Genomic DNA, 24,171 nt, shown 5'->3' on the forward strand with positions numbered 1-24,171 from the left:
GCCGACACGCGGTGCGACCGCCCACCTAGCCGCTGCCCGTGATGCCTCTTCGGTGCGATGCCCGCCAGAGGGCCTCGCACGGGTGTGGTTGGCTCATGCTCTGCCGGACGGTTCGAGCCCTCGAGGGCTGCCGACGCTGAGAGCCGCCGGAATCCGACATGAGCCAAGTACCTCAGGAGCCAGCTTGTCCCGGAGCCACTCGCGCAGGTTCTCTCGTTCTGAGACCACACGGGCCGAGGCCTTCAGCGACGGTGTGTTCGCCATTGCCGTCACGCTTTTGGCCCTCAACCTCGCCGATCCGCCGCACAGGCCGGGCGGCCTTGGCCGGGCTTTGCTGGCTCAGTGGCCCGCCTACCTCGGCTACCTGGCGTCCTTCGGGTACGTTTCGGTGATCTGGCTCAACCACCACCAGGCCTTCGTGCGCATCAGGGCCATGGACCGCGGACTGCATGCCGCCAACCTGTTTCTCCTGCTCACCACGGCGGCGCTTTCCTTCCCCACCGCGGTGGTCGCGGACGCACTGCAGGCCGACCCCACGGGCTCCGACGCGCGGGTGGCCGTCGCTCTCTATGCCGGCCTCGCCGCAGCGATGTGCCTGAGCTGGGTGGCCTTCTACCAGCAGATCGCCCGGCGGCCCGAGCTGCTGGACCCCGACGTGGAGGACACGTACGTACGGCACGGACAGCTTCGTTCCTGGACCGGAGCCGTTGCCTACATCGTCGCCGGCCTCCTTGGGGTGTTCGTCGCACCGTTGCTGGCGATCGCGGTGTTCGTCATGCTCCCGGTCTTCTACTTCGTCACCAGCGAAGGTCTGCCCGGCGGCCGGGACGGCTCTCCTGATACGGGACCCCATGCCGACGAGGGAGGCCGGGGAGGTGCGGTCTGACGCATCCTGACACCCGCCGGGTGTCCTGGGGGTGTGAGGCCGGAACCCCGGCCCGATTACGGCGGGCCGGGGTTCTACGTGGTGCTCATGGTGTGGTTGGGTTCAGAAGTCGAAGTCTTCACCGTGGTGGCGCTTGACCACCCGGAAGCTGCCCACCACTCCGTCCTTGACGTGGATGCCCTCGGTGTGGTGCACCTTGACGCCGTTGGCTTCGCTGTGGGGGCCGACGGTGGCGACGGGGGCGCCGTTGTCGCAGGTCGCGCCGCGGAAGAACTCGACGGCCCGCTTGCTGTCGTTGCGGATGTTGAAGCTCTTGGAGCCCAGGCCGCTCACCACGGTGATGCAGCCGTCTGGCTGCGCGGAGAACGACCGCTCGTTGATGAAGATCCTGCCGATCTCGTGGTGGCGACGCTTGCCGTGCTCGCCGCCCTGGCCACCCTCGCCGCGCTCGCCGCCTTCGCCGCCACGGCCGCCGCCCTCGTTGCCCTTGCCCTGTCCGGACTCGCCGCCCAACGGGGCGTAGGCCGGGGCGGGGGCCTGCTGGACGACGGCCGGAGCCGCCTCGGGTGCGGGGGCGGCCGTGGCGTAGGTGATGCCGGTCGCGACGAGTGCTGCCGCGGCGGCGACGGCCGCGGGGATGACGTGGGAACGGGTCATGATCATGGCGCTTCTGCTCCTGTCTCAAAGTGGCCGGCTTTGGCAGTCGGCATATGAATGAACGTAATGAAAGCCTCACGGGCTGTCATTTCGGACCATTGGGAGGGGGTGGCCCTGTGGGGCCGAACGGGGTACCCGGAGCACCCTCACGTCCGGCTCGCCGCCTTCTGACGGCACGTCAATCTCCGTTGGATGTTCGGCGGGTCGGTGATCGACTAGGCCTTCAAGGTGATCTCTGACACCTGCTCACCCATGCGGCAGCGCGTCGCCTGGAAATGCCGGCGCGAAAGGGCCAAGGACAACGAGACCGCCCTGACGCACCGCCACGCTCACGGACAGGCCGGCCGAAGGCACCCCTGCCGGTCCCAAGCCTGTTCTCACAGGCGTTTCCTGACTGCCGGCGCGGGCGTGGGTGCGGTCGTCGCCGCCCGTCGCCTGACGGACCCCCAGCCCGAGCGGGGCGAGGGCACCGGGAGGGCCAACTCATCACATGCGACCAGCAGGCCTTCGCCGGCTGAACTGATGGCCTGCGACCGGGTGTCAGTGGGCCGGGGCGGGGCGCAGGGCGAGGAGGGCGGCGTCGTCGGTGCTGTCGGCGGCCAGTCCACCGAGCAGTTCGTCGCAGAAGACGTCCAGGGGTTCGCGGGACAGCGCGGCGGTGTGCTGGCGCAGCCGGGCGAACCCGCGGTCCAGGGATTCGGCGCGGCGCTCGATCAGTCCGTCGGTGTAGAGCAGCACGGTGGAGTACGGCGGCAGCTCGTCGATGGCGGTCGGGCGCTGGTGTCCGGGGTCGAGGCCGATCAGCAGTCCGGCGCCCGTCTCCAGATAGCGGGTGTCGCCCTCGGCGGTGGTCAGCAGCGGTGGCAGGTGTCCTGCGCAGGAGTGATGCAGGCCCCAGGGGCCGCTCTTCTCAGGGGGGTCCTTGACGAGCGCGTAGATGCACGTGGCGGTCGCCTCGTGCTGCAGCGTGTGGCTGGCGATGTCCAGGCGGCGCAGGACCTCGCCGGGGGGCTCCTGGCGGTCCACGGCGATACCGCGCAGCATGTTGCGCAGGGCGCTCATGTCGATGGCCGCTTGCAGGTCGTGGCCGGTCACGTCGCCGATGACCAGGGCGGTGTTTCCACGGGGCAGGACGAACGCGTCGTACCAGTCGCCGCCGACCTGTGCGACGGTCTGCGCGGAGGCGTAGCGGGCGGCGATCTGGAGGTCGCGGACCTGCGGCAGCTCGGGCAGCAGGGCGCGCTGGAACCGCTCGGCGATGCGCTGGGTCTGCTGGTACAGCCGCGCGTTGTCCACTTGCACCGCCAGGCCGCGGACCAGGTCCTCGACGAGTGGGAGATCGTCCTCGGTGAACGGGTGGCCGGGGTCGGTGCGCGCCACGGTCAGGGCGCCGAGGACCTCCCGCCGGGCCCGTAGCGGGGTGATGACGGCGCTGTGCGCGGCCAGCTGCTCGAACAGTTCCAGCTGCCGCGCGTGCAGCGGGTTCACCGCCAGACTCGGCGGGGACATGGGGGCGATCAGCAGCGGACCCGCCCCGCGCAGTACCCGCGGCAGCGGCCCGTCCGCATCCTCGGGCACCGGCGGAAGCGGCCCTTCGTGGCCACCCGGAATCAGCGCCTCGGGCGTGCGGTGCACCACGACGGCCCGCTCCAGCCGGCCGCATTCGTCGAGCAGGTCGACCACGCACCAGTCGCCCAGCCGTCCGGTCAACACGCGGCACGCACGTCGCAGCCCGTCCAGCAGGTTCAGCGTGCTGGCCAGCGCCGCCTCGGCGTCCGCCAGCAACGTCAGACGGTCCAGCCGCGCCTTGTCGTCCGCGTCCTTGCCCATGCCCTACTTGTTCCCCGCCCTGGTCCTGCCACGACAGGACTGTTTTCCACATGTGGAGCGGCGACCGTGCCGTGCGCACCGGCAGCTTCCAGGGCCGGGCGGCCACCAGGCGCGCCTGACGATCACGGAAGGGGGCGCGCTGACCTCACGCCGACCGTGCGCTCCACCACGGCGCACAGCGGGGTGGACGTCCTCGCCGTGGTCTGTTCGGTCAAGTCCGGATCCGCAGAACCCTCACCTGGTCCGCATCGAACTGTTCGAAGTGGAACTTCAGGCCGGCGAAGGGACTGCCCGGGAAATCCCCCGTGACCGTGCAGGTCACGACCGTCTCATCGTCGACTGGTTCGATGCCGGTGATCGTGTACTCGACGAGGGGGACCTCGGTACGCCACGCTCGAATGGAGGCGATGCCCCTGTACTCCTTGCCTTCGTCCTCGACGAGGGCGTCGTCCGTGAACAGGTCGAAGTATCCCTCCGTGTCCCGCGAGGAGGCGAGCGCGAAGTAGCGCCGGATGATCGGGAGAGCGGCCGCGGTGGTTGTCATATGTGTTCTCCTGTTCGTGTTCGTGGTGGTTTCGGTGGTCAGACGGTGGGCTTGCTGCCGCCGTCGACGACGTGCTCGGCGCCCACGATCGCCGAGGCACGGTCGGACACCAGGAAGGCGACCAGCTCGGCGACCTCCTCCGGACGGACCGGCCGGCCCAGTGGGATCCCGATGTCGGCCATCAGTCGTGTGCGTGCCTCGTCGTAGCCGGTGCCCGCGCGCTCGGCGAGCGCCTGGACGAACGAGCGGCCCCAGGAGCTCTCCGTGAACCCGGGGGTGACGCTGTTGACCCGCATGCCGAAGGGCGCCACCTCGTTGGCCAGGCCTTTGCTGTAGTGGCTCAGCGCCGCCTTGGCGGCTCCGTAGGGCACCCGGTATGGGTTCGGTACGGAGCGGGAGAGCGACGAGACATGGACGACGTTCCCGGTGCCGCGCTCGACCATGCCGGGAACCAGGGCCCGGTCGAGCCGTGCGGCGGCGAAGACGTTGACGTCCATCACCAGCTGCCAGATGTCGTCGCTCTGCTGGAGGAGCGGCACATGCTGCTCGCCGTCCGCGCCCACGGTGTGGACGAGGATGTCGACGCCGCCGAGCCGGTCGTGGACATGTTGAGCGACTGCCTCGACGCCCGCGGCCGTGCCGACGTCGGCCTGGACGAACAGCTCGGTCGCGTGTCCGGGCGGCGGGGCGGTGCGGGCGCTGTAGGCCACCGTCGCGCCGGCGCGGGTGAGCCGGTCGACCATCGCCTCGCCGATTCCACGGGTGCCTCCGGTGACCAGGGCGCGCCGGCCGCTGAGCTCGTCGGGGCCGCTTCGATCGGCGGTGTCGGCTGACATGGGTTTCCTCCGTGCTGGTCGGACCGGGTCCTGCCTGCCTTGCAGCCTATGAAGATCACAGTGGACGGCCCATGACTGAGAGAGCCGGAAATTTGTCCGTTCGTCTTCAGACTGGGGGAGCTGTGTACGATCGGATGGTGGACGTAGTCAGCGATGCGATCGCCGCCATCCGTACCGGGCGGCCGCACGCGGCGCGCACCCGCCGGACCGCGCCGTGGGGGCTGCGGTTCCCGGCCGCCCGTGGGACCGGCTTCCACGTCGTCCTGCAGGGGCAGTGCCGGCTGATGGTCGAGGGCCACGATCCGGTGCCACTGGGTGCGGGGGACGTCGTACTGGTTCCGCACGGTCAGGAGATCGCTCTCGCCGACTCGCCCGACAGCGAACTCGTCGACGTGGCACGGGAGATGGACGACTCCTGGACGCCGGCGCCCGATCCCGTCGGCGCCGCCGGCGAGCTCACCGTCCTGATGTGCGGCGCGTACCAGCTCGACCGGGCCGGCGCCCACCCGTTGCTCGCCGAACTCCCCGCCGTCATCCACCTTCCGCGGAGGGTGGGCCGGCGCGAGGCGCTCAACGCCGTCGTCGACCTGCTCGGGGACGAGCTCGATCAGCGCAGACCCGGCACCGACGCGGCGATTCCCGCGCTGCTCGACGCCATGCTGCTCTACATCCTGCGGACCTGGTACGAGGACCACGCCCCCCGCAGCGCCGGGGGCTGGGCAGCGGCGCTCGCCGACCCGGCCGTCGGTTCCGCGCTCCAGCACATGCATGCCGAGCCCGCGACGCCCTGGACCGTCGAGCGGCTGAGCCGGCGGGCCGGCATGTCCCGGGCCGCGTTCTCCCGGCGCTTCACCGAACTCGTCGGGCGCCCGCCGATGGCGTACCTGACCTGGTGGCGGATGACCACGGCCGGACGGATCCTCCGGGGCGGCGACGCGCCGCTCCAAACCGTCGCCGAACGAGTGGGGTATCGCTCCGAGTTCGCCTTCAACCGTGCCTTCAAGCGCGAGTTCGGCGTCAGTCCAGGCGCCTACCGGCGGCGGGACACCGGCTCGTAAGACCCTGCCCGGCGATGGACGACGATGGACCACGACAGCCGAGACGGCCGTGCGGCCCGGATGAAGGCGCGTACGGCACGAAAGGCCTCCGGCCGTCCCCCGTACGGCGGGACGGCCCAAGGCCTCGAGTCGGTGGCGAGGAAAGCGAGAAGGCTGGATTCAAGGAGTGGTGAGAAGGAAGCTCCCCCCACGGACAGCCCGGACAGACGCTCCAGCAGCTCCGCCGAGAGCTTGAAGCCCACGGACATCAACGCAGCGTCGAACTGCAGCGCCGCGACACCGCCGTCCCCGACGGGGCCCGCGGGGAAGGGGATGCGGTGGGTGCGCCGGATGACCAGAGGGTCGAGTCGGTGGACCATTCCGGCATGCTCCAAGGCCGAGCAGCGGTCGCACCCGGTTTTCGCGGGGGAGCCGGGTCACTGGCCGATGCGCAGCCGCGGCCGGTGCCCGGTCCGCCGGCGCCCGCCGCCGACTTCGCGTCAAGGTTAATTTAGGTTAGGCTAACCTAAATTAAACGAAGGGTGCAGGGTGGCGACCGAGATCTACCGCGATGACTGGGGCATCCCCCACCTGCGTGCGGACGGCGCGGTGCAACTGGCCCGTGCCCAGGGCCGCGTCACCGCCCTGGACCGGGCCTGGCAGCTGGAGGTGGAGCGGCACCGCGCACAGGGCACCTCGGCGTCCTTCCTCGGCCCGTCGGCCCTGCCCTGGGACCGGTTCGCGCGCCGTGCCCGCCTGGACGACACCGCCCGCCGCTGCTTCACGGCCCTGGAGCGGCGTGACGTGGAGACGGCGGACTGGGTCCGGGCGTACGCCGACGGCGTCAACGCGGGACTGGCGGCCGCCACGGCCCCGGAGTTCGCCCGTGCCGGCCTCACGCCCGGCAGCTGGGAGCCCTGGACGCCCCTGGGCGTCTGGCTCGCCACCCACATCCTCTTCTCGGGCTTCCCCGCCAAGCTGTGGCGCGAGCAGGTGGTGACCCGTCTCGGCGCGGACGCGGTGGGCCTGTTCGCCACCGACGGCCCCGGCACTCTGGGCAGCAACGGCTGGCTTGTCGCCGGCGAGCGGACCGTCACCGGGCAGCCGCTCGTCGCGGGCGACCCGCACCGCTTCGTCGAGGACCCGGGCGTCTACCAGCAGATCCGCCTGGCGTGCCCCGAGTTCGACGTCGTCGGCCTCGCCGTGCCCGGCGTCCCCGGCATCGCCCACTTCGGCCACACCGGCACGGTCGCCTGGGCCATCACCAACGCCATGGCCGACTACCAGGACCTGTACCGGGAGCGGCTGCGGCGTACCGGTGCCGGCGTCGAGGCGCTCGGTCCGGACGGCGTATGGCGGCGGGCCGCCCGGCACACCGAGACGATTGAGGTGGCCGGAGAGGAACCGGTCGAGGTGGAGGTGCTCGAGACGGAGCGGGGGCCCGTCGTCATCGGCGGACCCGAGGGGCTGGACGACGGCGCGGACGAGTCCGGCGCGATCCCGGTCGCGATCAGTCTGCGCTACCCGCCCCGTGTCACCGGCGATCTGGGCTTCGAAGCCCTGCTGCCCCTGCTGCGGGCCCGCCGGGTGGCCGATGTGGACGGGGCCCTGGACCGGTGGGCCGAGCCGGTCAACGTCGTGCAGGCCGCCGACACCGAGGGCGGGCTGCTGCACCGCGTGGCCGGCCGGGTGCCGGTGCGGGCCGAGGCCAACCGGATCCGCGTGGTGCCCGCCTGGGAGCCCGGCCACGACTGGCGGGGATGGCACGAGCCACCACGCGCCGGACTGACCGACGGCGTCGCCGTCATGGCCAATCAGCGCGGCCCGGCCGCCCCCCTGGGCGTCGAGTTCGCCCCGCCGCACCGCGCCGACCGCATCAGGGCGCTGCTCGACGAGCGCCGGCACTGGTCGGCCGCCGACGTGTCCGTGCTCCACACCGACACCCAACTCGCCTCCGCCACGCCCCTGCTGGAACACCTCGCCACCCTCGACGGACTCAGCGTCGGGGCCGCCGCCCTGCGGGACCGGCTCCTGCGGTGGGACCGCCGCATGGACGCCGGCAGCGCCGACGCGGCCCTCTTCGCGACCGTACGCACGGCGGTCGTACGACGACTCGCGGCCCACCCCGCCTTCGCCGTGCTGGCCGCCCCACCCGCGTACCCCGAGGTCTTCCTGCCCTGGCTGGCCCTGACTCCGCGCATCGGCTACGCCCTGGAACACCTCCTGAGCACCGAGGAGTTGTTCGGGATCGACCGGCCGTCCACCGTCCGCGAGGCGGTGGAGGAGGCGGCCGCCCGGCCACCCGCGGGCACCTGGGGGGACACCCACCGTCTCGCCCCCTGGCGGGCGATGCCCACGGAGACGCCGTACGACGAACCCGGACTGTCCGGCGACCACGACTGCGTGCTGTGCACCTCCGCCGTCCCCGGCCTCACCGACCTCGCCGCGCGCGGCCCGGCCGCCCGGTACGTGTGGGACCTGGACCGCCGCGAGAACAGCCGATGGGTGGTCCCCTTCGGCGCGTCCGGGATCCCCGGCTCGCCCCACCACCGCGACCAACTGCCCCTGTGGCTCGCGGGAAAGCTCCTCCCGGTCGTCACCGACTGGGAGCGGATGAAGAAGGAGAACGAGGAGACCGATGTCTGACGCGCACACCGTGAACACCGCGCATGCCCCGCACCGCCCGTACGCCTCCCGAGAGGCCGTGCACGAGGTGCGCGTCGACGGCTTCGGCACCGTTCGCGTCCTGCCGCTGGACGCATGGGCCGACGCCGGGGCGGTCCACCGCTGGGTGAGTGAGGAACGGGCCGCGTTCTGGGGCATGACCGGTCTCACCGAGGAGCAGGTGGCCGAGGTCTACGCCCACATGGCCACCCTCGACACCCACCACGCCTTCCTCGTCCTGAAGGACGGCGAACCCGTCGCCCTGCTCCAGACCTACGAACCGTCCGCCGACCGCGTCGGCGAGTGCTACCCCGTCGAACCCGGAGACATCGGCATCCACCTGCTCCTGGCCCCTGCCGCGCCGGGCGCCGCGCGGTCCGGCTGGACCTCCCGGCTGATGGCCGCCCTGCTGTCGTACGTCCTGCCGGGCCTGGACCGCACCCGCGTGGTGGTCGACCCGGACGTGCGCAACGACAAGGCCGTTACCCGCTTCCTCCGCGAGGGCTTCACGGCCGGTCCCGTCGTCACCCTGCCCGAAGTGGACCTGCCGGACGTGTACTTGCCGGAGAAGAAGGCCCAACTGGCTTTCTTCGTGCCGAGGTGCAGATGAGGGGCGTAACAGGCGGCGCGCAGCCCACCGTCGCCGGCCGGCGCTCCGAGAGCGGCGTCCCAGTCCTCGGCCGGCGCCTCGGCGGCGCCGGTCAGGGTGCCCGCCTCGGCCGTGTACCGGTAACAACGAACTCCGTGCACACCGGTGATCACCGTGTCCCCCCGGTACGACGTCGGATCCGCGCCGAGGGAAGCCCAGGGCACCGCCGAACGCCGCCACCCGAAAACCCGGCGACGGCCGACGGCAAGAACATCCGGTGGCCGTGCCGTCCTGACGCCCGCGAGCTCGGTGGGGCTCAGCGGCGGGAGGTGTGGCGGGCTCGGGCCATCAGCAGGGCGACGTCGTCGTGGGCCTCGGGGTGGCGCAGGGCGTTCAGCAGCAGGTCGCAGGTGTCCTCCAGAGGGGGCTGGGGGCCGGCCAGCAGGTCGAGCAGCGTCTCCAGCCGGGTGTCGAGAGCCTGGTCGCGGACCTCGACCAGGCCGTCGGTGTAGAGCGCCAGCCGGTCGCCGGGGGACAGCGCGACGCAGGTGGATTTGAAGGGGACGCCCCCGACCCCGAGGGGCGCGCCGGTGGGCAGGTTCAGCAGGGTGGAGGTCCCGCGGTCCGGGCGGACCAGGACCGGTGGCAGGTGGCCGGCGGAGGAGAGGCGGCAGCTGGACCGGTGTGGGTCGTGCACGGCGTAGATGCAGGTGGCGAAGCGGTGGTTGAGGTCTGCGGTGATGTGGTCCAGATGCTGCAGGACGGCGGCGGGGTCGAGGTCGAGCGTGGCCAGGGTGCGGGTGGCGGTGCGCAGTTGGCCCATGGTGGCGGCGGCGTTGATGCCGCTCCCCATGACGTCGCCGATGACCAGGGCGGTCTTTCCGCCGGGCAGCGGGACGACGTCGTACCAGTCGCCGCCGACTTCGCAGGCGGCTCCGGCGGCCTGGTAGCGGCAGGCGATCTCCAGGCCGGGCCGGTGGGGTGGTCGAAGGGGCAGCAGGCTGCGTTGGAGGGTCTCGGCGGTCTGCCGCTGCTGCTGGTACCACAGGGCGTGGTCGATGCACACGGCGGCGCGGGCGGCCAGTTCCACGGCCAGCAGGACGTCGTCGCCGTCGAAGGGGACGGGGTTGCGGGCACGCGCCAGGTCCAGCACGCCGAGTACCCGGCCGCGCACGGTCATGGGCACCGCCAGGTAGGAGTGCACCCCGGCGCGGGCCAGAACCGTGGCCGCGTCCTGGTGGGCGGCGATGCGGGCCAGGTCCGTGCTGTCCACGTGGGGGACCAGGAGGGGGCGCCCGGAGACCGCGCACTGGGTGACCAGGCGGTCGGGGCCGTAACGGGCGATCTCGCCGGCGCGGTCGGCGGCGCCGGTGGCGGGTGTGGGATAGGCCGCGGCCACCGAGAGCGCACGGAAGAGGACGCCGGGGCCCGAGAGCGCCATGTCGGGGCGTTCGCCCTCCAGAACGGCGTCGAGCACATCGACCGCGGCCAGGTCCGCCAGGGACGGCACGCACATCTCGGCCAGCTCTCCGGCCGTGGTGTCCAGATCGAGGGTGGTGCCGATGCGCGCGGAGGCATCGGCGATACGGGCCAGGCGCTGCCTCGCTGCGATGGCCTCGGTGGCCGCGAGATGCTGCTCGGTGATGTCCACCAGCGACACGGCCAGGCCCAGCACTCGCCCGGCGGCGTCCTCCATCCGGTAGTACGAGACCGACCACGAGTGGTCGCGGCCGGGGTCGGAAGGGGTGGGGGTGACGATGACCTGGGCCAGCACCGGTGTGCCGGTGGTCAGAACCTGCCGCATGGCGGACTCGATGGGGTCCACGTCCAGGAAGGTGAGGACCTGACGGACGGTCCGGCCGACATGGTCCCGAGCGGGCACTCCGTTGATGCGCTCCAGCGCCGGATTGACCACGATGTACCGCAGATCGGCGTCCAGGACCGCCAGCCCGATCGGGGACTGGGAGATCAGCTGCGCGGAGAGGGCGAGATCCCGCTGCACGCGTTGCAGAACCTCGTGCTCGGTGATCACGCCCAGCAGGCACTGTCCTCCGTGCTCCCCCTGGAGCCGCACGCTGTGGCACTCCATCAGCCGCGTGCTGCCGTCCTTGTGCCGGGCGGGGAAGACCCCCGCCGCCCCCTCCTGAGCCTTCACCCGGGCGAACACGCCCGTCACCTGTCCCAGGTGCTTCTCGTCGACCAGCAGCCGGCGCGCGGACCGGCCCAGGGCCTCATCCTCGGTGTAGCCGAACAACTGCCGTGCCTGCGGGCTCCACCAGGCGATCTTCCCGTCCTCGTCCAGGACCACCGCGGCGAGATTCAGGACCTCCAGGAGCGCGCCCGGCAGTGAGGGAAAGCCCCCGACGGGTCCGAGGCCGGCCCGGACGGATTCGGCCACACCCATGCCACCACTCCTTCCGCCCACCGCGGCGGGGGCTCTCGTGCTGGTCCGGCTCGTCCCGACCCGTCACCACCCATCATCCCTCCGGACCAGTTGCCCCGCAGCTTCCCGCGACGCGGTTCCGCGACCGCCACACGCCCCCCGGACTCCTCGCCATCAGGCCGCTGACCAGGGCGGAACCGGTCGGCACCCCGTCGCGCACATACGGCCGGCCAACATCGCCGACGCGCACAACGCGCTGCTGCCGGACACGCCACGACGGGCCCCGCTCAGTCGCCCGGCCGCTCGACGGAGCGGGAGCGCCGGTGGGCCGCGACCCGTTCGCGGGTGGCGCACCGCCGGGAGCAGTAGCGGCGTTCGGGGCCGCTGCCCTGGGTGACGAAGACGTTCCGGCAGCTGGGAGAGGCACAGATCCTGCCGGGCGGGCGCTGACGGTCCCAGAGCAGGACGGTCAGGGCCATGCAGGACGAGGCGAGGAGCCACTCGTCCCAGGGGGCGTCGTCGTCGTGGTCGAGGTGGGGGTGCCAGGGGGTGCCGCCGCCGTGCGAGGTCAGGCGGAGCGGTCCGGTGTGTTCCCGCAGGAGGCGGTTGAGGACGGCGGCGGCGCCGTCGGCGTGCTCGGCGGCGAAGACCTCCCGCAGCCGGCCGGCAGCCACGCGCATGCCGCGGACATCCCCGGCGGTGAGATCGACGGGCTCCGCCTCACCGTAGGCGCGGAGCACGTCGGCGACGTCGGCCGGGTCGGGGGATTCTTCGGCGAGGGCGTTGAGCAGGGCGGCGGTTCGACGAGCCGTGGTCAGCACGGAGTGCCGAGTCGACCAGTCGCCGGGGGTGTCGAGGGCGGGGGACACCCGTGCAATGTAACGCATATTGCTGAGTTTTGAGTTACCTCCGTAACGTCACGTCGGTGAAGAAGCGTTACTCGATGGGTTTCTATCTCGCCGGAGCGGTCGCGGCCCGTGCCGGGGACGAGATGTCGGGACCGGCGCTGATGCTGGCGGGATTCGCCCTGGCCGGGTCGACCGCTGACGCGTCGTCGCTGCTCGCGGGTGTCACGGTCTCCGCCGCGGCAGGAGGGCCGGTGCTCGGGGTGCTCCTCGACAGGGCCGGACGGCCGGGCCGCCTGGTGGCCGCAGCCCTCGTCCTGTACGCGGCGGGCCTGGGTCTGATCGTTGTGGGGCTCGACCGGTTGCCGTTCGCCGCCACCGTCCTGATCGCCGTGGTGACGGGGCTGCTGGGGCCGGCCCTGTCGGGTGGTTGGACCGCCCAGCTTCCTCGGGCGGTGCCCGGCGACCGCCTGCCCCGGGCGATCGCGCTCGACGCCATGACGTTCAGCGCGGCGAGCCTGGCGGGTCCGGCACTCGCGGGCGTCGTGGCGGAGGCGCTGGGAGCCCCGTCGGCGGTGGTGGTCGCCGCGGCGCTCATCGTCTCGGCACTGCCCGCCGCGTGGCTGCTGCCCGCTGGCCTCGGTGGGACGCGGGGCGCTGGCCTCGGTGGGACGCGGGATGCGCGCCCCGGTCGGACGCGGGACGCTCGGGCCGCCTCGGTGATCGGCGACCTCGCCGCCGGAACGCGGGTCATCGTCGGAAGACCGCCGTTGGCCCGAGCGACCCTCACCTCGATCGTCACCTGTGTCGCCCAGGGCATGCTGACGGCCTGCCTCCCGCTCCTGGGCGAACGTGCCCTGGGCGGAGCCGGCCGTGGCGCGGTGCTGCTCTCCTGCGCGGCGATCTCCGCCCTGGTGGCCAACGCGGTCCTCGCCCGGTTCCCGCGCTCGATCGCCCCCGACACCGTCATCTGGGCCGGTGCGCTCGTCCAGGCCGCCGCGTTGGCCCTGTGCGTGTCGGGACGACCGGCCGTGCTCGTCGTGGCCGTCCTCATCCTCGGAGCAGGTGAAGGACCCCAGCTGGCCGCCTTGTTCGCGGTCCGCCACCGGGAGGCCCCAGAACACCTGCGCGGCCAGATCTTCACCACCGGCGCCAGCCTGAAGATCACCGGATTCGCCCTGGGAGCGGCGGTCGCCGGACCGGCCGCGAACTGGTCCCTCCCAGGTGCTTCGGCGCTCGCGGCGACCGTGGCGGCCCTCGCGGCGCTGGTCTTCTTCGCCGTCCCGTCGACGAAGGTCGCCCCGTCCGCGGGCCGGGCCGGGCCCCACTCCTGAGCGAACTCGGCCGACGCTCGTCAGTCCGACTCCGCTCCACCCTCTCTCTGCTCCGGAGCCGTCTTCTTCCGGTCGCCCCGCTCCGGCCCCGTGTGCTCCTCCTGACCGGCCGCGGCCGCCGGGAACATGCGCCCGGACTTGTCCTCCTGGGCGAGGCGGCGCATGGCGAGCAGGGCGGGCTCCAGGAGGACGGACACCACCACGGCGCGCTCGGCCCGCTCCAGCGGGCCGGACATGCCGTTGAGCTGTTCCAGGTCCAACGTCGACATTTTGTCGACGAGTTCGGCGTAGGGCAGCAGCGTCCGCCAGTCGATGCCCGCGCCGAGGTCGGCGAGGGCGTCCAGGATGCCGCCCAACTCCCCGATCGCGGACGTTTCCTCGTTCACGTCCCACCCCATCTCCGCCACCAGTCGGAGCGCGTCGGCGGCGCCGGGAGGTGTGGCCTCCTGCGACTGCTTCTCCTTGGCCTTGAGGTCGGCGGGGCGGGCGTTGATCACGATGCCCAGGATCTGATGCAGGTCGCCCTCGTGCGTGACCGCGGAGAGGATCTCCTTCGTCGCGCCGACCGACAGCTGCCGCACGCTGATGAGGGTGCGGATCAGCCGGAGCCGGCGCAGGTGGTCCTCGTCGTAGACGGCCTGGTTGGCTGCCGTCGCGTGCCCCGGGGGCAGCAGCCCGTCCCGCAGGTAGTACTTGATCGTGGGGATGGGCACCCCACTGCGTCGGCTGAGTTCCGAGATCTTCATCGAGCCACTCACTTACAAATAACGGATAACGGATCGCGCTACTATCTATTATCCTTGCCGAAGGTCTTCTTCTGGAAGGTGGGCGCCGTTGTGCCTGCTCTCGGGTGGTTCACTCCTCGTCCTGTTCCCCCGCACTCCCGCGTCATCGTCATGGCATCCCGCTTCGAGCCGAAGTTGCTGTCGGACGTGCCGCGGTTGTCTCCCTGGTTCTTCGCGCTCGCCGCCTGGGAAGACCGTAACGGCCTGTACACCTGGGCCGAGCGCCGGCTGGCCGAGAAGGCGCGCCTGGACGCCGAGGGTCGCGCGGCCTGACCGTACCCGGGTCGCCGCGCGCCGAGGTGCGCCGTCGTTGCCCGCGCGCCGCCCCGCTTTCGTCATCTGTTCTCGTCATCTGTTCTCGTCGTCCCGCACCATGGAGGATTTGTCATGAGCACGCTCAATATTCCGGTGGGGAACTCGACTGGGCGCCGCCGATATCCACTGGCGTTCGTCGTCCTCGCCTCCGGCCTGCCCATGTTCATGGTGGCGCTCGACAACCTGGTCGTCTCCACGGCGCTGCGCACCATGGCCGTCGACCTCGGCGCGACCACGACCCAACTGCAGTGGTTCGTCAACGCCTACGTCCTCAGCTTCGCCTGCCTGCTGCTGACCGGCGCCGCGCTGGGCGACCGGTTCGGCCGGCGTCGGGTGTTCGTGACCGGTATCGCGCTGTTCACCCTCGCCTCGATGGGCTGCGGCCTCGCCGACAGCAGCGGCCGACTCATCGTCATGCGCGCTCTTCAGGGCCTCGGCGCAGCCGCGGTGATGCCACTGTCGCTGACGCTGCTGGCCGAGGAGGTGCCGGAGCGCAAGCGCAACCTGGCGCTCGGACTGTGGTCGGCGGTCAGCGGTCTGGCGGTGGCGCTCGGGCCCGTGGTCGGCGGCGCGGTCGTCGACGGCCTGGACTGGCAGTGGATCTTCTGGATCAACGTCCCGGTCTGCGTGGTCGCCGTCCCGCTGGCGCTCGTGGTCCTCGGCGAGAGCTCGCTGCCCCGAACCCGGCTGGACCTGCCCGGCATGCTGCTCGCCACCGCCGGACTGGTCGCGATCGTCTGGGGGATCGTCAACGGCGAGCCGGAGGGGTGGAGTTCGGCCAGGATTCTGTCGGCGTTCATCGGCGGCGCAATGCTCCTGGCCCTGTTCGTGCTGTGGGAGCGGCGTGCCGAACACCCGCTGCTGCCGCTGTCCTTCTACCGCGACCGCGCCTTCGTGTTCTCCAACATCGTCTCTGCGGCCATGTACTTCGGCGTCTTCGGCTCGATCTTCCTGCTCGCCCAGTTCTTCCAGATCGCACCCGTGCGCACCCCGCTGGAGGCCGGTGTGCTGACCCTGGCCTGGACCCTGATGCCGATGTTCGTCGCACCGGTGGCGGGCGCCCTGACCGACAGGGCGGGCGGCGGCCGGCTGATGGCCCTCGGTCTGCTTCTCCAGGGCGTCGGACTGGCCTGGATCGACCTGGTCGCCACCGCCGACACTCCCTACTCGCACGTCGTCGGCGCCATGATCATCGCGGGTACGGGGATGGGCCTGGTCTTCGCGCCGACGGCGGCGGTCGTACTCGGCTCGGTGGACGCGCGCCACCGGGGCAAGGCCTCCGGAGCCAACAACACCGTCCGCGAGATCGGGGGCGCCCTCGGCATCGCTGTACTGGGCAGCGTCTTCGTCCACTACGGCAGCCCCCGCAGCGCCCAGGACTTCGTCGACGGCATGCGCCCGGCGATCTGGATCGGCGTCGCCGTGGTGCTCGTCGGCGCACTGTGCGCTCTGGCCATCCCCCGGGCGGTGACGGCGAAGAGGACCCCCGCCGCCGAGGAACGGGAGAGCGAGCGGACTCCGAGCCCCACCGGAGCGTGAACTCAAGCGCTGCTCACCGGACTTGGCGTGCTCAACGGGCGTCCGCAGGGGAGACCCGCTCAAGATCGACGAGCGCCGTGGGGCGCTGTGTGCGCACGGTGGAAGTACCGGCGGGTGACTGTCCCGGTGCGGGGCCGCCGAGCCGCGCGCACCGTTACGCACATGGGGAAAGCATCATGACCAAGAGCACCGTGCGGACTTCCGCCCCTCCGAGCGCCCTGGCGGATCCGCTGCTGAACCACGGGGTGGCGTTCACCCAGGCGGAGCGGGACGAGCTGGGCCTGACCGGGCGGCTGCCGTCGGGGGTGCTGACACTCGAGCAGCAGGCGCGGCGCGCCTACGACCAGTTGCAGGCCCAGGGCGGCGACTTGGCCAAGAACGTGTTCCTGGAGCAGCTCCACGACCGCAACGAGACCCTGTACTACCGGGTGCTCACCGATCACCTGGTGGATCTGTTGCCCATCGTGTACGACCCCACGGTCGGCGAGGCGATCGAGAAGTACTCCCACGAGTACCGCCGCCCCCGGGGTGTCTTCCTGTCCGTCGACCGCCCGGAGGACATCGAGAAGGCCTTCGCCACGCTTCGGCTCGGGCCCGAGGACGTGGACCTGATCGTGTGCACGGACGCGGAGGAGATCCTGGGCATCGGCGACTGGGGCGTGGGCGGCATCCAGATCTCGGTCGGCAAGCTGGCCGTGTACACGGCGGCCGCCGGCATCGACCCGCGCCGCGTCATCCCCGTGTCGCTGGACGTGGGCACGGACCGGGCGTCCCTGCTGGACGACCCGCTGTACCTGGGCAACCGGCACCACAGGGTGCGCGGCGCCGGCTACGACGCGTTCATCGAGAGGTACCTGCGGACCGCGTCGTCGATGTTCCCCGGCGCGCTGCTGCACTTCGAGGACTTCGGCCCCAGCAACGCCCGGCGGATCCTGGAGGCCTACGGCGGCACCTACCGGATCTTCAACGACGACATGCAGGGCACCGGGGCGATCACCCTGGCCGCGGCGCTGTCGGCCGTCAAGGTCAGCGGTGTGCCGATGCGTGAGCAGAAGCTCGTGGTCTTCGGTGCCGGCACCGCCGGTGTCGGTATCGCCGACCAGTTGCGCGACGCCATGATCCGTGACGGCGCGAGCCGCGAGCAGGCCACCGCACAGGTGTGGCTGATCGACAAACAGGGCCTGCTCACCCGTGACATGGCCGATCTGCGCGACTACCAGCGGCCGTACGCGCGCGATCCGGCGGAGGTCGCGGGCTGGGCGGGTGACGGCGGCGCGATCTCCCTGCTGGAGACCGTGCGCCGGGTCGAACCGACCATCCTGCTGGGCACCTCCACCGTGCACGGGGCGTTCACCCGCGAGGTCGTCGAGGCCATGGCCGCCGGCACCGAGCGGCCGGTCATCTTCCCGATCTCCAACCCCACGTCGCGCATCGAGGCCGTGCCCGCCGACGTCATCGCCTGGTCCAAGGGCAAGGCCCTGGTCGCCGTCGGCATCCCCGCCGCGCCCGTGGACTACGGCGGAGTGACCTACCGGATCGCCCAGGCCAACAACGCGCTGCTGTATCCCGGCCTGGGTCTGGGCACGATCGTCTCCCGCGCTTCGCACGTGACCGCCGGCATGCTGCTCGCGGCGGCGCAGGCGGTGGCCGACCAGGTCGACGTCTCCGCGCCCGGAGCCTCGCTGCTCCCGCCGGTGGAGAACCTGCGCGAGTCGTCGGCGCTCACCGCGGCGGCCGTGGTCCGCGCGGCCGTCGGCGAGGGCGTCGCCGCCCACCAGCCCGCCGACCCCGACCGGGCGGTCCGCCACGCCATGTGGCAGCCCGTCTACGCGGGCGGAGCGGATTCATGACACCGCCCGGCGCCGGCGCGACCCCGGACGGCGACGCCCGGGACGACCCCGCCCCGAAGATCCGCGACATACCCGTCGGACTGCACGCGACCGGCACTCGGCGGGAGACCGACTCGATGGGCGCCGTCGACGTCCCGGCCGACCGCTACTGGGGTGCGCAGACCCAGCGCTCGCTGATCCACTTCTCCATCGGGGACGACCGGATGCCCAAGGCCGTCTACCACGCCTACGGCTACGTCAAGAAGGCCGCCGCGATCGTCAACGGGCGGGCCGGACGGCTGCCGGCCTGGAAGGCCCGCCTGATCGAGAAGGTGGCGGACGAGGTCATCGCCGGCGAACTCGACGACCACTTCCCGCTGTACGTGTGGCAGACCGGGTCGGGGACGCAGTCCAACATGAACACCAACGAGGTGATCGGCAACCGCGCCATCCAACTCGTCGGCGGCGAACTGGGCAGCAAGACACCCGTCCACCCCAACGACCACGTCAACATGGGGCAGTCCTCCAACGACACCTTCCCCACCGCCATGCACATCGCCGCGATCAAGGCCGTCCGCGAGCGCCTGCTGCCCAGCGTGCGGGAACTCCGGCAGGCGATCGAGGCCAAGGCCGAGCAGTGGCACGACGTGGTCAAGACCGGCCGCACCCATCTGGAGGACGCCGTGCCGCTCACCGCCGGACAGGAGTGGTCCGGCTACGCCCACCAGCTCGAGCAGGCGGCCGGCCGGCTCACCGGATCCGCGGAGGGGCTGTACGAGCTGGCCATGGGCGGCACCGCGGTCGGGACCGGGCTCAACGCCCCGCCCGGATTCGGCGAGCGGGTCGCCGCCGAGATCGCCTCCGCGACCGGCCTCCCGTTCACCACGGCCGAGAACAAGTTCGCGGCCCAAGGCGGTCTGGACGCCATGGTCGGCGCCTCGGCCGGGCTGAGGGCGCTGGCCGTGCCGTTGATGAAGATCGCCAACGATATCCGCTGGCTGGCCTCCGGACCCCGCTGCGGCCTGGCGGAACTGAGCCTCCCGGCGAACGAGCCGGGCTCCTCGATCATGCCGGGCAAGGTCAATCCGACCCAGTGCGAGGCGATGGTCATGGTCTGCATCCAGGTGCTGGCCGAGGACACCGCCGTCGCCTTCGCCGGCTCACAGGGCAACTTCGAGCTCAACGCCATGCGCCCGGTCGTCATCAACAACTTCCTGCACGCGGCCACCATCCTCGCCGACGCCTGCACCAAGCTGCGCCAGTACTGCGTCGAGGGCACGCGGCTCAACCGCGACCAGATCGACAGGTACGTCGACCGGTCACTGATGCTCGTCACCGCGCTCTCACCGGTCATCGGCTACGACAAGGCCTCGGCCATCGCCCACAGAGCCGACGACGAGGGCACCACCCTGCGCGAGGCCGCACTGGCCTCCGGCTACGTCACCGCCGAGGAATTCGACCGCGTCGTCGACCCGGCCGCCATGGTCGGCGCGGCCGGGCGGCACGGGTGAACACGCCGTCACGCTTCGGACCCGCCCGCCGGACGGGAGATCGCCGGGCCAGGTTTCGCTCGGCTGGGGCACATTGGAACCATGCACATACGGCAGCGCCTCGACCGGCCGCGGCAGCTGTGGCGCTCGCGCCACGCGCTGGTGGCGATTCCACTGGTGCTGATCGTCGCGATCACCCTGGGGGACATCCACTCGCCGGAATCCGTCCACCTCGGCCCGCTGCTCGTCGTGGCCCCCGCCATCACCACCTCGTTCGGCGGTTACCTGCTGACCGGACTGATCGGGGCGCTGGCGGTGGGAGCGGAGGTGATCATCGCGGTGGTCCAGGGCGGAGTGGGCAGCACCAACCACATCTCGCAGCTCGTCGCGCTCGCGATCCTCTCGGTCTTCGCCATGGTGGTGTGCTTCTTCCGGGACCGGCAGAAGGCGGAGCTGGCCCAGGTGCGGTCCGTGTCCGAGGCCGCCCAGAGAGCTTTGCTGCGCCCGCTGCCCGACCACCTCGGCGACCTGCACATCGCCTCCTCGTACCTGGCGGCCGAGAAGGAGGCGTGCATCGGCGGCGACCTGTACGCGGTGACGCGCACCGGAGACCGTACACGGGTGATCGTCGGCGACGTGCGGGGAAAGGGGCTGGCCGCGATCGGGGAGGCGGCCACGCTGCTCGGCTCGTTCCGGGAGGCCGCGCACCACCACGCCACGCTGCCCGCCCTCGCGGAGGCCCTGGACCGCAGCGTCTGCCGCTACCTCACCGAATTCCCGGAAGCGGACGGGGAGGCCCAGGAGCACTTCATCACGGCGCTGCTGCTGGAGATCCCCGAGCACAGCCCCGTGGCACGGGTCGTCCACTGCGGGCACCCGCCGCCTTTCCTGATCAGGCACGGTGACGTCATCTCCGTGACGAGTCCCCGCCCGGCGCCTCCGCTGGGCATGTCGGGACTCCGGCCGGACGCCTACGACACGCATGCCTTCTCGTTCCACCCCGGTGACACCCTGCTCCTCTACACCGACGGCGTCGTGGAGGCCCGCGACCGCGGCCGGGTCTTCTACCCGCTGCGGGAACGGGTCGCGCAGTGGACCAAGTGCGGACCCAGGACACTGGTGCAGCGCGTGGAACAGGATCTTCTCGCCCACACCGACGGGGCTCTCGGTGACGACGCCGCCATCCTCGCCATCCGGCGCGCGCCCGTGCCGCACACCGGCCTCCACCTCAGTCATCGGGTGCACGAAGCAGTCTGACGTGGCGCAGGAACGCGGCGACCGCGGGAGACAGGTCGCCGCGCGGATGGACGACTCCGACGGTCCAGGCCGGCGCGTGCGCGGTGAAGGGGCGGACCGGGAGTTCCGGGAACCGGGCCGCGAGCGACGGGGGCATGATGCACACACCGAGGCCCTGACGGACGAGATCGGCGGCCGCGAGCAGGTCGTTCACCTCGAACGTGACGGTGCGTTCCAGGGACGCCGCCCGGAAGGCCCTGTCGACCTCGTGCCGCACCGCCCAGCCCGGAGAGAAGTCCACCAGCGGCAGCCCGGCGGCCTCGGCCAGGGTCACCGGACCCTCGGACGGCAGACCGTCCGGCGTCGGCGCCGTCACCAGGACCATCTCCTCCCGTGACAGCAGCCGGGTCGAAAGACCACGCGGCACCGGGGTGTCCAGAGCGGTCACGGCCAGGTCGACGGCACCGTCGCGCAGCGCCCGCGGGATGTCCGCGGCCGGGGCCTGGCGCAGCCGCACCACCACGCCCGGATGCTCCCGGTGGAAGTCCGCCAGTGCCGTCGCGAGGCCGCCGTGCAGCCCTTGCATCACACCGATCGTGATCTCCCCGTGCAACTCGCCCTGCGCGAGGTCGACGGCGGCCCTGGCCTCCTCGGCAGCGCGCAGGGCGGCGCGCGCGGCCGGCAGGAAGGCGCGCCCCGCGGGGGTCAGCGACACCCGGTGGGTGGTGCGGTGGAACAGCGCCGCGCCCAGTTCGCGTTCCAGGGCGCGGACCGCGCTGGAGACCGCTGACTGCGCGACGTGCAGCCGCCGGGCCGCGGCGCTGAACCCGCCTTCTTCGGCGACCGCGACGACGACCTTCATCTCCCGAAGATCCATGGCCGGCCTTCCCTTGGCCATCTCCCGCACAGATAACCATCATCTTGGATTATCTCCGCACAACGGGAAAAAAAGGATCCGCCGGGTCGTTGGCATCAGAAGGCGGTGAACGACGCGAACGAAGGACCGAGGCCGTTCCACCGCCACCGGAATCCACCGTCGAGACAGTCGAGGACGGGAGTGCTCTCATGCCGCCGACGTCGGCCACGGGTCCGCGTACGGACCGCGCGTCCGCCCCGAAGACCCGGGCGCCCGAGCGTCCGGACACCGTGTTCCGGTACGGCGCGGGGTTCTGGACGGTCGCCGCGGTGTTCGTGACCGCGATGGCGTTCTCCACCGTTCCCACACCGCTTTATCCCCTGTACGAGGCCCATGACGGGTTCTCCACGTTCACGGTCACGGTCGTGTTCGCCGTCTACGCGGTCGGAGTGCTGATCAGCCTGCTGCTCGCCGGGCACGTCTCGGACTGGCTGGGCCGCAAGAAGGTCATGACGTCGGCCCTGGCATTGGAACTGCTCGCCGCCGCCCTGTTCCTGTCCGCGCCGGCCCTGCCGGTACTGGTCGTCGCCCGGCTGGTCACCGGTCTCGGCGTCGGCATACTGACGGCGACCGCCACCGCCTATCTTCAGGAGCTGCACAGCGCCCACCGGCCCGGCGCCTCGGCACGGCGGTTCGAGATCGTGTCGACCGCGGCCAACATCGGCGGACTCGGCCTCGGACCCATCGCCGCCGGAGCGCTCGCCCAGTACCTGGGCGCGCCGCTCCGGCTGCCGTACGCGGTCTTCTTCGTGCTGCTGCTGACCGGCGCGGCCGCCATAGCGCTGATGCCCGAGACCGTCGACAAGCCCGCGGTCAGGCCGGCCTACCGCCCGCAGCGAGCCGGGATCGCCCTCGGCGACCCCGGATTCCTCGCCGCCGCGGCGGCCGGGTTCACCTCCATGGCCGTGTTCGGCCTGTTCACCTCCGTGGTCCCCGGATTCGTCGGCGGGACCCTGCACCACCCGTCCCGGGCGCTCGCCGGACTGGTCGTGTCCGCGGTGTTCGCAGCCGCGGCGGCGGCCCAGACGGGCACCGGCCGGCTCGGCGCCCGGGCGCGTTGGCGCATCGGGCTGCTCGCCCAGGCCGTGGGCATGGCCGTCCTCACGGTCGGCATCCGCCTCGCCAGCCTGCCCGTGTTCCTGCTCGCCGGGATCATCGCCGGGGCCGGCGCGGGCGTCCTGTTCAAGTCCGCCGTCGGGCAGGTGGCCGGCACGGCGGCGCCGGCTCGGCGCGGCGAGGCCCTCGCCGGTCTGTTCCTCGCCTCCTACCTCGGTCTGGCACTGCTTCCCGTCGGCCTCGGCGCGGCCAGCCGCACCATGAGCCTGTCCGACGCGACGACGTGGTTCACCGTCGTCGTCCTCGCGCTGCTCGTCGCCGTCGCCGTACGCGGTCGCCGCCAGGAACCCACCGCGGCCGGCGAGCCCGCTCCACGGAACGGGCGATGAACCCTGCCGGGCAGCGCCCATGGGCCCCCTCGGCTCCGGACCGTCGGCCACGACCGGGCACACGGCAACCACCGCCCGGACGGCGCCGAGCAACGGGCCCGCGACACGGCTCGGACACGGAACCGGACGACATGCTCACCGCGCGGTGGTGACGTGTGCCGAGCCCGTGCGAAAGCCTGTGAGGGAGCCCTGTGTGAGACCCCTCGAGAGACGAGAACGTGCCATGGAGTTCATTCACGAGACGCTGCCGCAGCGAGTGGTGTTCGCACCGGGTGGGGCGGCGGGCGCGGTGGCCGGCGAGGTCGCGGCGCTGGGGGCGCGGAAGGCCATGCTGATCGCTTCCGACCGCGAGGCGGCCCTGGTCGACCCGATCGCGCGGGAGATCCCGGTCGCCGTGCGCCACGACGAGGTCGTGATGCACGTGCCGGTCGAGGCAAGGACTTCGAGCAGCAGGCCCCGGGCACCGCCACCCCGGACGGCCGCAGGATCGGGGGCACCTGGTCGAAGGTGCGCTTCGACATCGTCCTGGCAACCGCCGACGCCTGAGCGAAGCTCAAGCAGCATTTCACAGAAGGTATTTGACGAACCATCATGTCTGCCAGGGCGGCCTCGGCGCGCCAGGCGGCGAGGGAGACACCGACGACGGCGTTGGCGCTCAGCCGTGACTTGGTGCCGGTGCCGTCCAGTTCGATCAGTGCCCGGTCGACGTCGCGGCCGAGGCGAAGCCGCGGCCGGTCAGGGCCTGGGCGATCTCGTCGTTGACGTGCCCGACCGCCCCCAGAACGCCCTGCCCGCCGTATCGGAACCGGTCGCCGTCGCGCAGTTCGACGGCCTCCCGGGTGCCGGTGGACGCACCGGAGGGGACGCCGGCCCGGACCCGGGTCCCGTCGCCCGCGGTGAGGGTGACGGCGAGGGTGGGGCGGGCGCGGGAGTCGAGGATCTCCACGGCGTGCAGCCGACTGATCCGCAAGGTCATGGCCTTGTTCCCTTCGGATCCTTCGGGAACGGTCC

19 protein-coding genes and 1 pseudogene are annotated in these 24,171 nt (G+C 71.8%); 11 read left to right on the forward strand and 9 right to left on the reverse strand.

The window, feature by feature from the left end:
• The first annotated feature begins 184 nt into the window (after positions 1–184).
• Positions 185–886, forward strand: coding sequence for a TMEM175 family protein (locus tag TNCT6_RS30340; RefSeq protein ID WP_141364070.1), 702 nt, complete (start codon positions 185–187; stop codon positions 884–886).
• A gap of 102 nt (positions 887–988) precedes the next feature.
• On the opposite strand, the gene TNCT6_RS30345 is transcribed toward TNCT6_RS30340, so the two are convergent.
• The 4 genes from TNCT6_RS30345 to TNCT6_RS30360 all read right to left on the reverse strand — a co-directional run bounded on the left by TNCT6_RS30345 (position 989) and on the right by TNCT6_RS30360 (position 4,753).
• Positions 989–1,549, reverse strand: coding sequence for a hypothetical protein (locus TNCT6_RS30345; protein WP_253266279.1), 561 nt, complete (start codon positions 1,547–1,549; stop codon positions 989–991).
• A 534-nt stretch (positions 1,550–2,083) separates the two neighbouring features.
• A complete protein-coding gene (locus tag TNCT6_RS30350; protein ID WP_141364072.1) occupies positions 2,084–3,373 on the reverse strand; it encodes a PP2C family protein-serine/threonine phosphatase in 1,290 nt (429 codons plus the stop codon).
• Positions 3,374–3,584: 211 nt separating this feature from the next.
• Complete coding sequence (locus tag TNCT6_RS30355; protein ID WP_141364074.1) at positions 3,585–3,917, reverse strand: nuclear transport factor 2 family protein; 333 nt, start codon at positions 3,915–3,917, stop codon at positions 3,585–3,587.
• A 38-nt stretch (positions 3,918–3,955) separates the two neighbouring features.
• Positions 3,956–4,753: an SDR family oxidoreductase gene (locus tag TNCT6_RS30360; protein ID WP_141364076.1), complete on the reverse strand. Its 798-nt coding sequence runs from the start codon at positions 4,751–4,753 to the stop codon at positions 3,956–3,958.
• A 134-nt stretch (positions 4,754–4,887) separates the two neighbouring features.
• Here TNCT6_RS30360 and TNCT6_RS30365 point away from each other — a divergent pair, with 134 nt between their 5' ends.
• The 3 genes from TNCT6_RS30365 (at position 4,888) to TNCT6_RS30380 (ending at position 9,064) form a co-directional block, all read left to right on the forward strand.
• Positions 4,888–5,811, forward strand: a complete 924-nt coding sequence (locus tag TNCT6_RS30365; RefSeq protein WP_308789479.1) for an AraC family transcriptional regulator — start codon at positions 4,888–4,890, stop codon at positions 5,809–5,811.
• Between the two features lie 528 nt (positions 5,812–6,339).
• Complete coding sequence (locus TNCT6_RS30375) at positions 6,340–8,436, forward strand: penicillin acylase family protein (RefSeq protein ID WP_141364082.1); 2,097 nt, start codon at positions 6,340–6,342, stop codon at positions 8,434–8,436.
• Positions 8,429–9,064, forward strand: coding sequence for a GNAT family N-acetyltransferase (locus tag TNCT6_RS30380; RefSeq protein WP_141364084.1), 636 nt, complete (start codon positions 8,429–8,431; stop codon positions 9,062–9,064). Before TNCT6_RS30375 ends, TNCT6_RS30380 begins: the two co-directional genes overlap by 8 nt.
• A 295-nt stretch (positions 9,065–9,359) precedes the next feature.
• Here TNCT6_RS30380 and TNCT6_RS30385 read toward each other — a convergent pair whose 3' ends face one another.
• The gene (locus TNCT6_RS30385; protein ID WP_141364086.1) at positions 9,360–11,447 is read right to left on the reverse strand and encodes a SpoIIE family protein phosphatase; all 2,088 of its coding nucleotides are present in this window, start codon (positions 11,445–11,447) and stop codon (positions 9,360–9,362) included.
• Positions 11,448–11,713: 266 nt separating this feature from the next.
• The gene (locus tag TNCT6_RS30390) at positions 11,714–12,313 is read right to left on the reverse strand and encodes a CGNR zinc finger domain-containing protein (RefSeq protein WP_141364088.1); all 600 of its coding nucleotides are present in this window, start codon (positions 12,311–12,313) and stop codon (positions 11,714–11,716) included.
• A 38-nt stretch (positions 12,314–12,351) separates the two neighbouring features.
• On the opposite strand from TNCT6_RS30390, the gene TNCT6_RS30395 reads away from it, so the two are divergent.
• Positions 12,352–13,605: an MFS transporter gene (locus tag TNCT6_RS30395; protein ID WP_253266280.1), complete on the forward strand. Its 1,254-nt coding sequence runs from the start codon at positions 12,352–12,354 to the stop codon at positions 13,603–13,605.
• Between the two features lie 20 nt (positions 13,606–13,625).
• Here the strand turns inward: TNCT6_RS30395 and TNCT6_RS30400 are convergent, their stop codons facing one another.
• Positions 13,626–14,351: a MerR family transcriptional regulator gene (locus tag TNCT6_RS30400; RefSeq protein ID WP_141364090.1), complete on the reverse strand. Its 726-nt coding sequence runs from the start codon at positions 14,349–14,351 to the stop codon at positions 13,626–13,628.
• 90 nt (positions 14,352–14,441) lie between these two features.
• Between TNCT6_RS30400 and TNCT6_RS30405 the strand changes: the two genes are divergently transcribed.
• From TNCT6_RS30405 to TNCT6_RS30425, 5 genes are all read left to right on the forward strand, one after another.
• Positions 14,442–14,663 carry a hypothetical protein gene (locus TNCT6_RS30405; protein WP_141364092.1) on the forward strand — a complete coding sequence of 74 codons (222 nt, stop codon included), beginning with the start codon at positions 14,442–14,444 and terminating at the stop codon, positions 14,661–14,663.
• A 114-nt stretch (positions 14,664–14,777) separates the two neighbouring features.
• Positions 14,778–16,244 (forward strand): MFS transporter, encoded by a 1,467-nt coding sequence (locus TNCT6_RS30410; RefSeq protein WP_141364094.1) that lies wholly within the window; start codon positions 14,778–14,780, stop codon positions 16,242–16,244.
• A 176-nt stretch (positions 16,245–16,420) separates the two neighbouring features.
• On the forward strand, positions 16,421–18,094 hold the full coding sequence (locus TNCT6_RS30415) for an NAD-dependent malic enzyme (RefSeq protein ID WP_141364096.1): 1,674 nt from the start codon (positions 16,421–16,423) through the stop codon (positions 18,092–18,094).
• Entirely contained in the window at positions 18,091–19,584 is a 1,494-nt protein-coding gene (gene fumC / locus TNCT6_RS30420; RefSeq protein ID WP_141364098.1) for a class II fumarate hydratase, read from the forward strand. The genes TNCT6_RS30415 and fumC overlap by 4 nt, the downstream gene beginning before the upstream one ends.
• Positions 19,585–19,665: 81 nt before the next feature.
• Positions 19,666–20,820: a PP2C family protein-serine/threonine phosphatase gene (locus TNCT6_RS30425; protein WP_172633099.1), complete on the forward strand. Its 1,155-nt coding sequence runs from the start codon at positions 19,666–19,668 to the stop codon at positions 20,818–20,820.
• On the opposite strand, the gene TNCT6_RS30430 is transcribed toward TNCT6_RS30425, so the two are convergent.
• Positions 20,792–21,676 (reverse strand): LysR family transcriptional regulator, encoded by an 885-nt coding sequence (locus TNCT6_RS30430; protein ID WP_141364100.1) that lies wholly within the window; start codon positions 21,674–21,676, stop codon positions 20,792–20,794. The genes TNCT6_RS30425 and TNCT6_RS30430 overlap by 29 nt on opposite strands.
• Positions 21,677–21,864: 188 nt before the next feature.
• On the opposite strand from TNCT6_RS30430, the gene TNCT6_RS30435 reads away from it, so the two are divergent.
• Positions 21,865–23,160: an MFS transporter gene (locus TNCT6_RS30435; RefSeq protein ID WP_141364102.1), complete on the forward strand. Its 1,296-nt coding sequence runs from the start codon at positions 21,865–21,867 to the stop codon at positions 23,158–23,160.
• Between the two features lie 596 nt (positions 23,161–23,756).
• On the opposite strand, the pseudogene TNCT6_RS30450 reads toward TNCT6_RS30435, so the two are convergent.
• Positions 23,757–24,136: pseudogene (locus TNCT6_RS30450) on the reverse strand (phosphopyruvate hydratase); the annotation flags it as partial.
• Positions 24,137–24,171 lie beyond the last annotated feature (35 nt).

Origin of the sequence: Streptomyces sp. 6-11-2, from assembly GCF_006540305.1 — a bacterium.
Classification (GTDB): Bacteria; Actinomycetota; Actinomycetes; order Streptomycetales; family Streptomycetaceae; genus Streptomyces.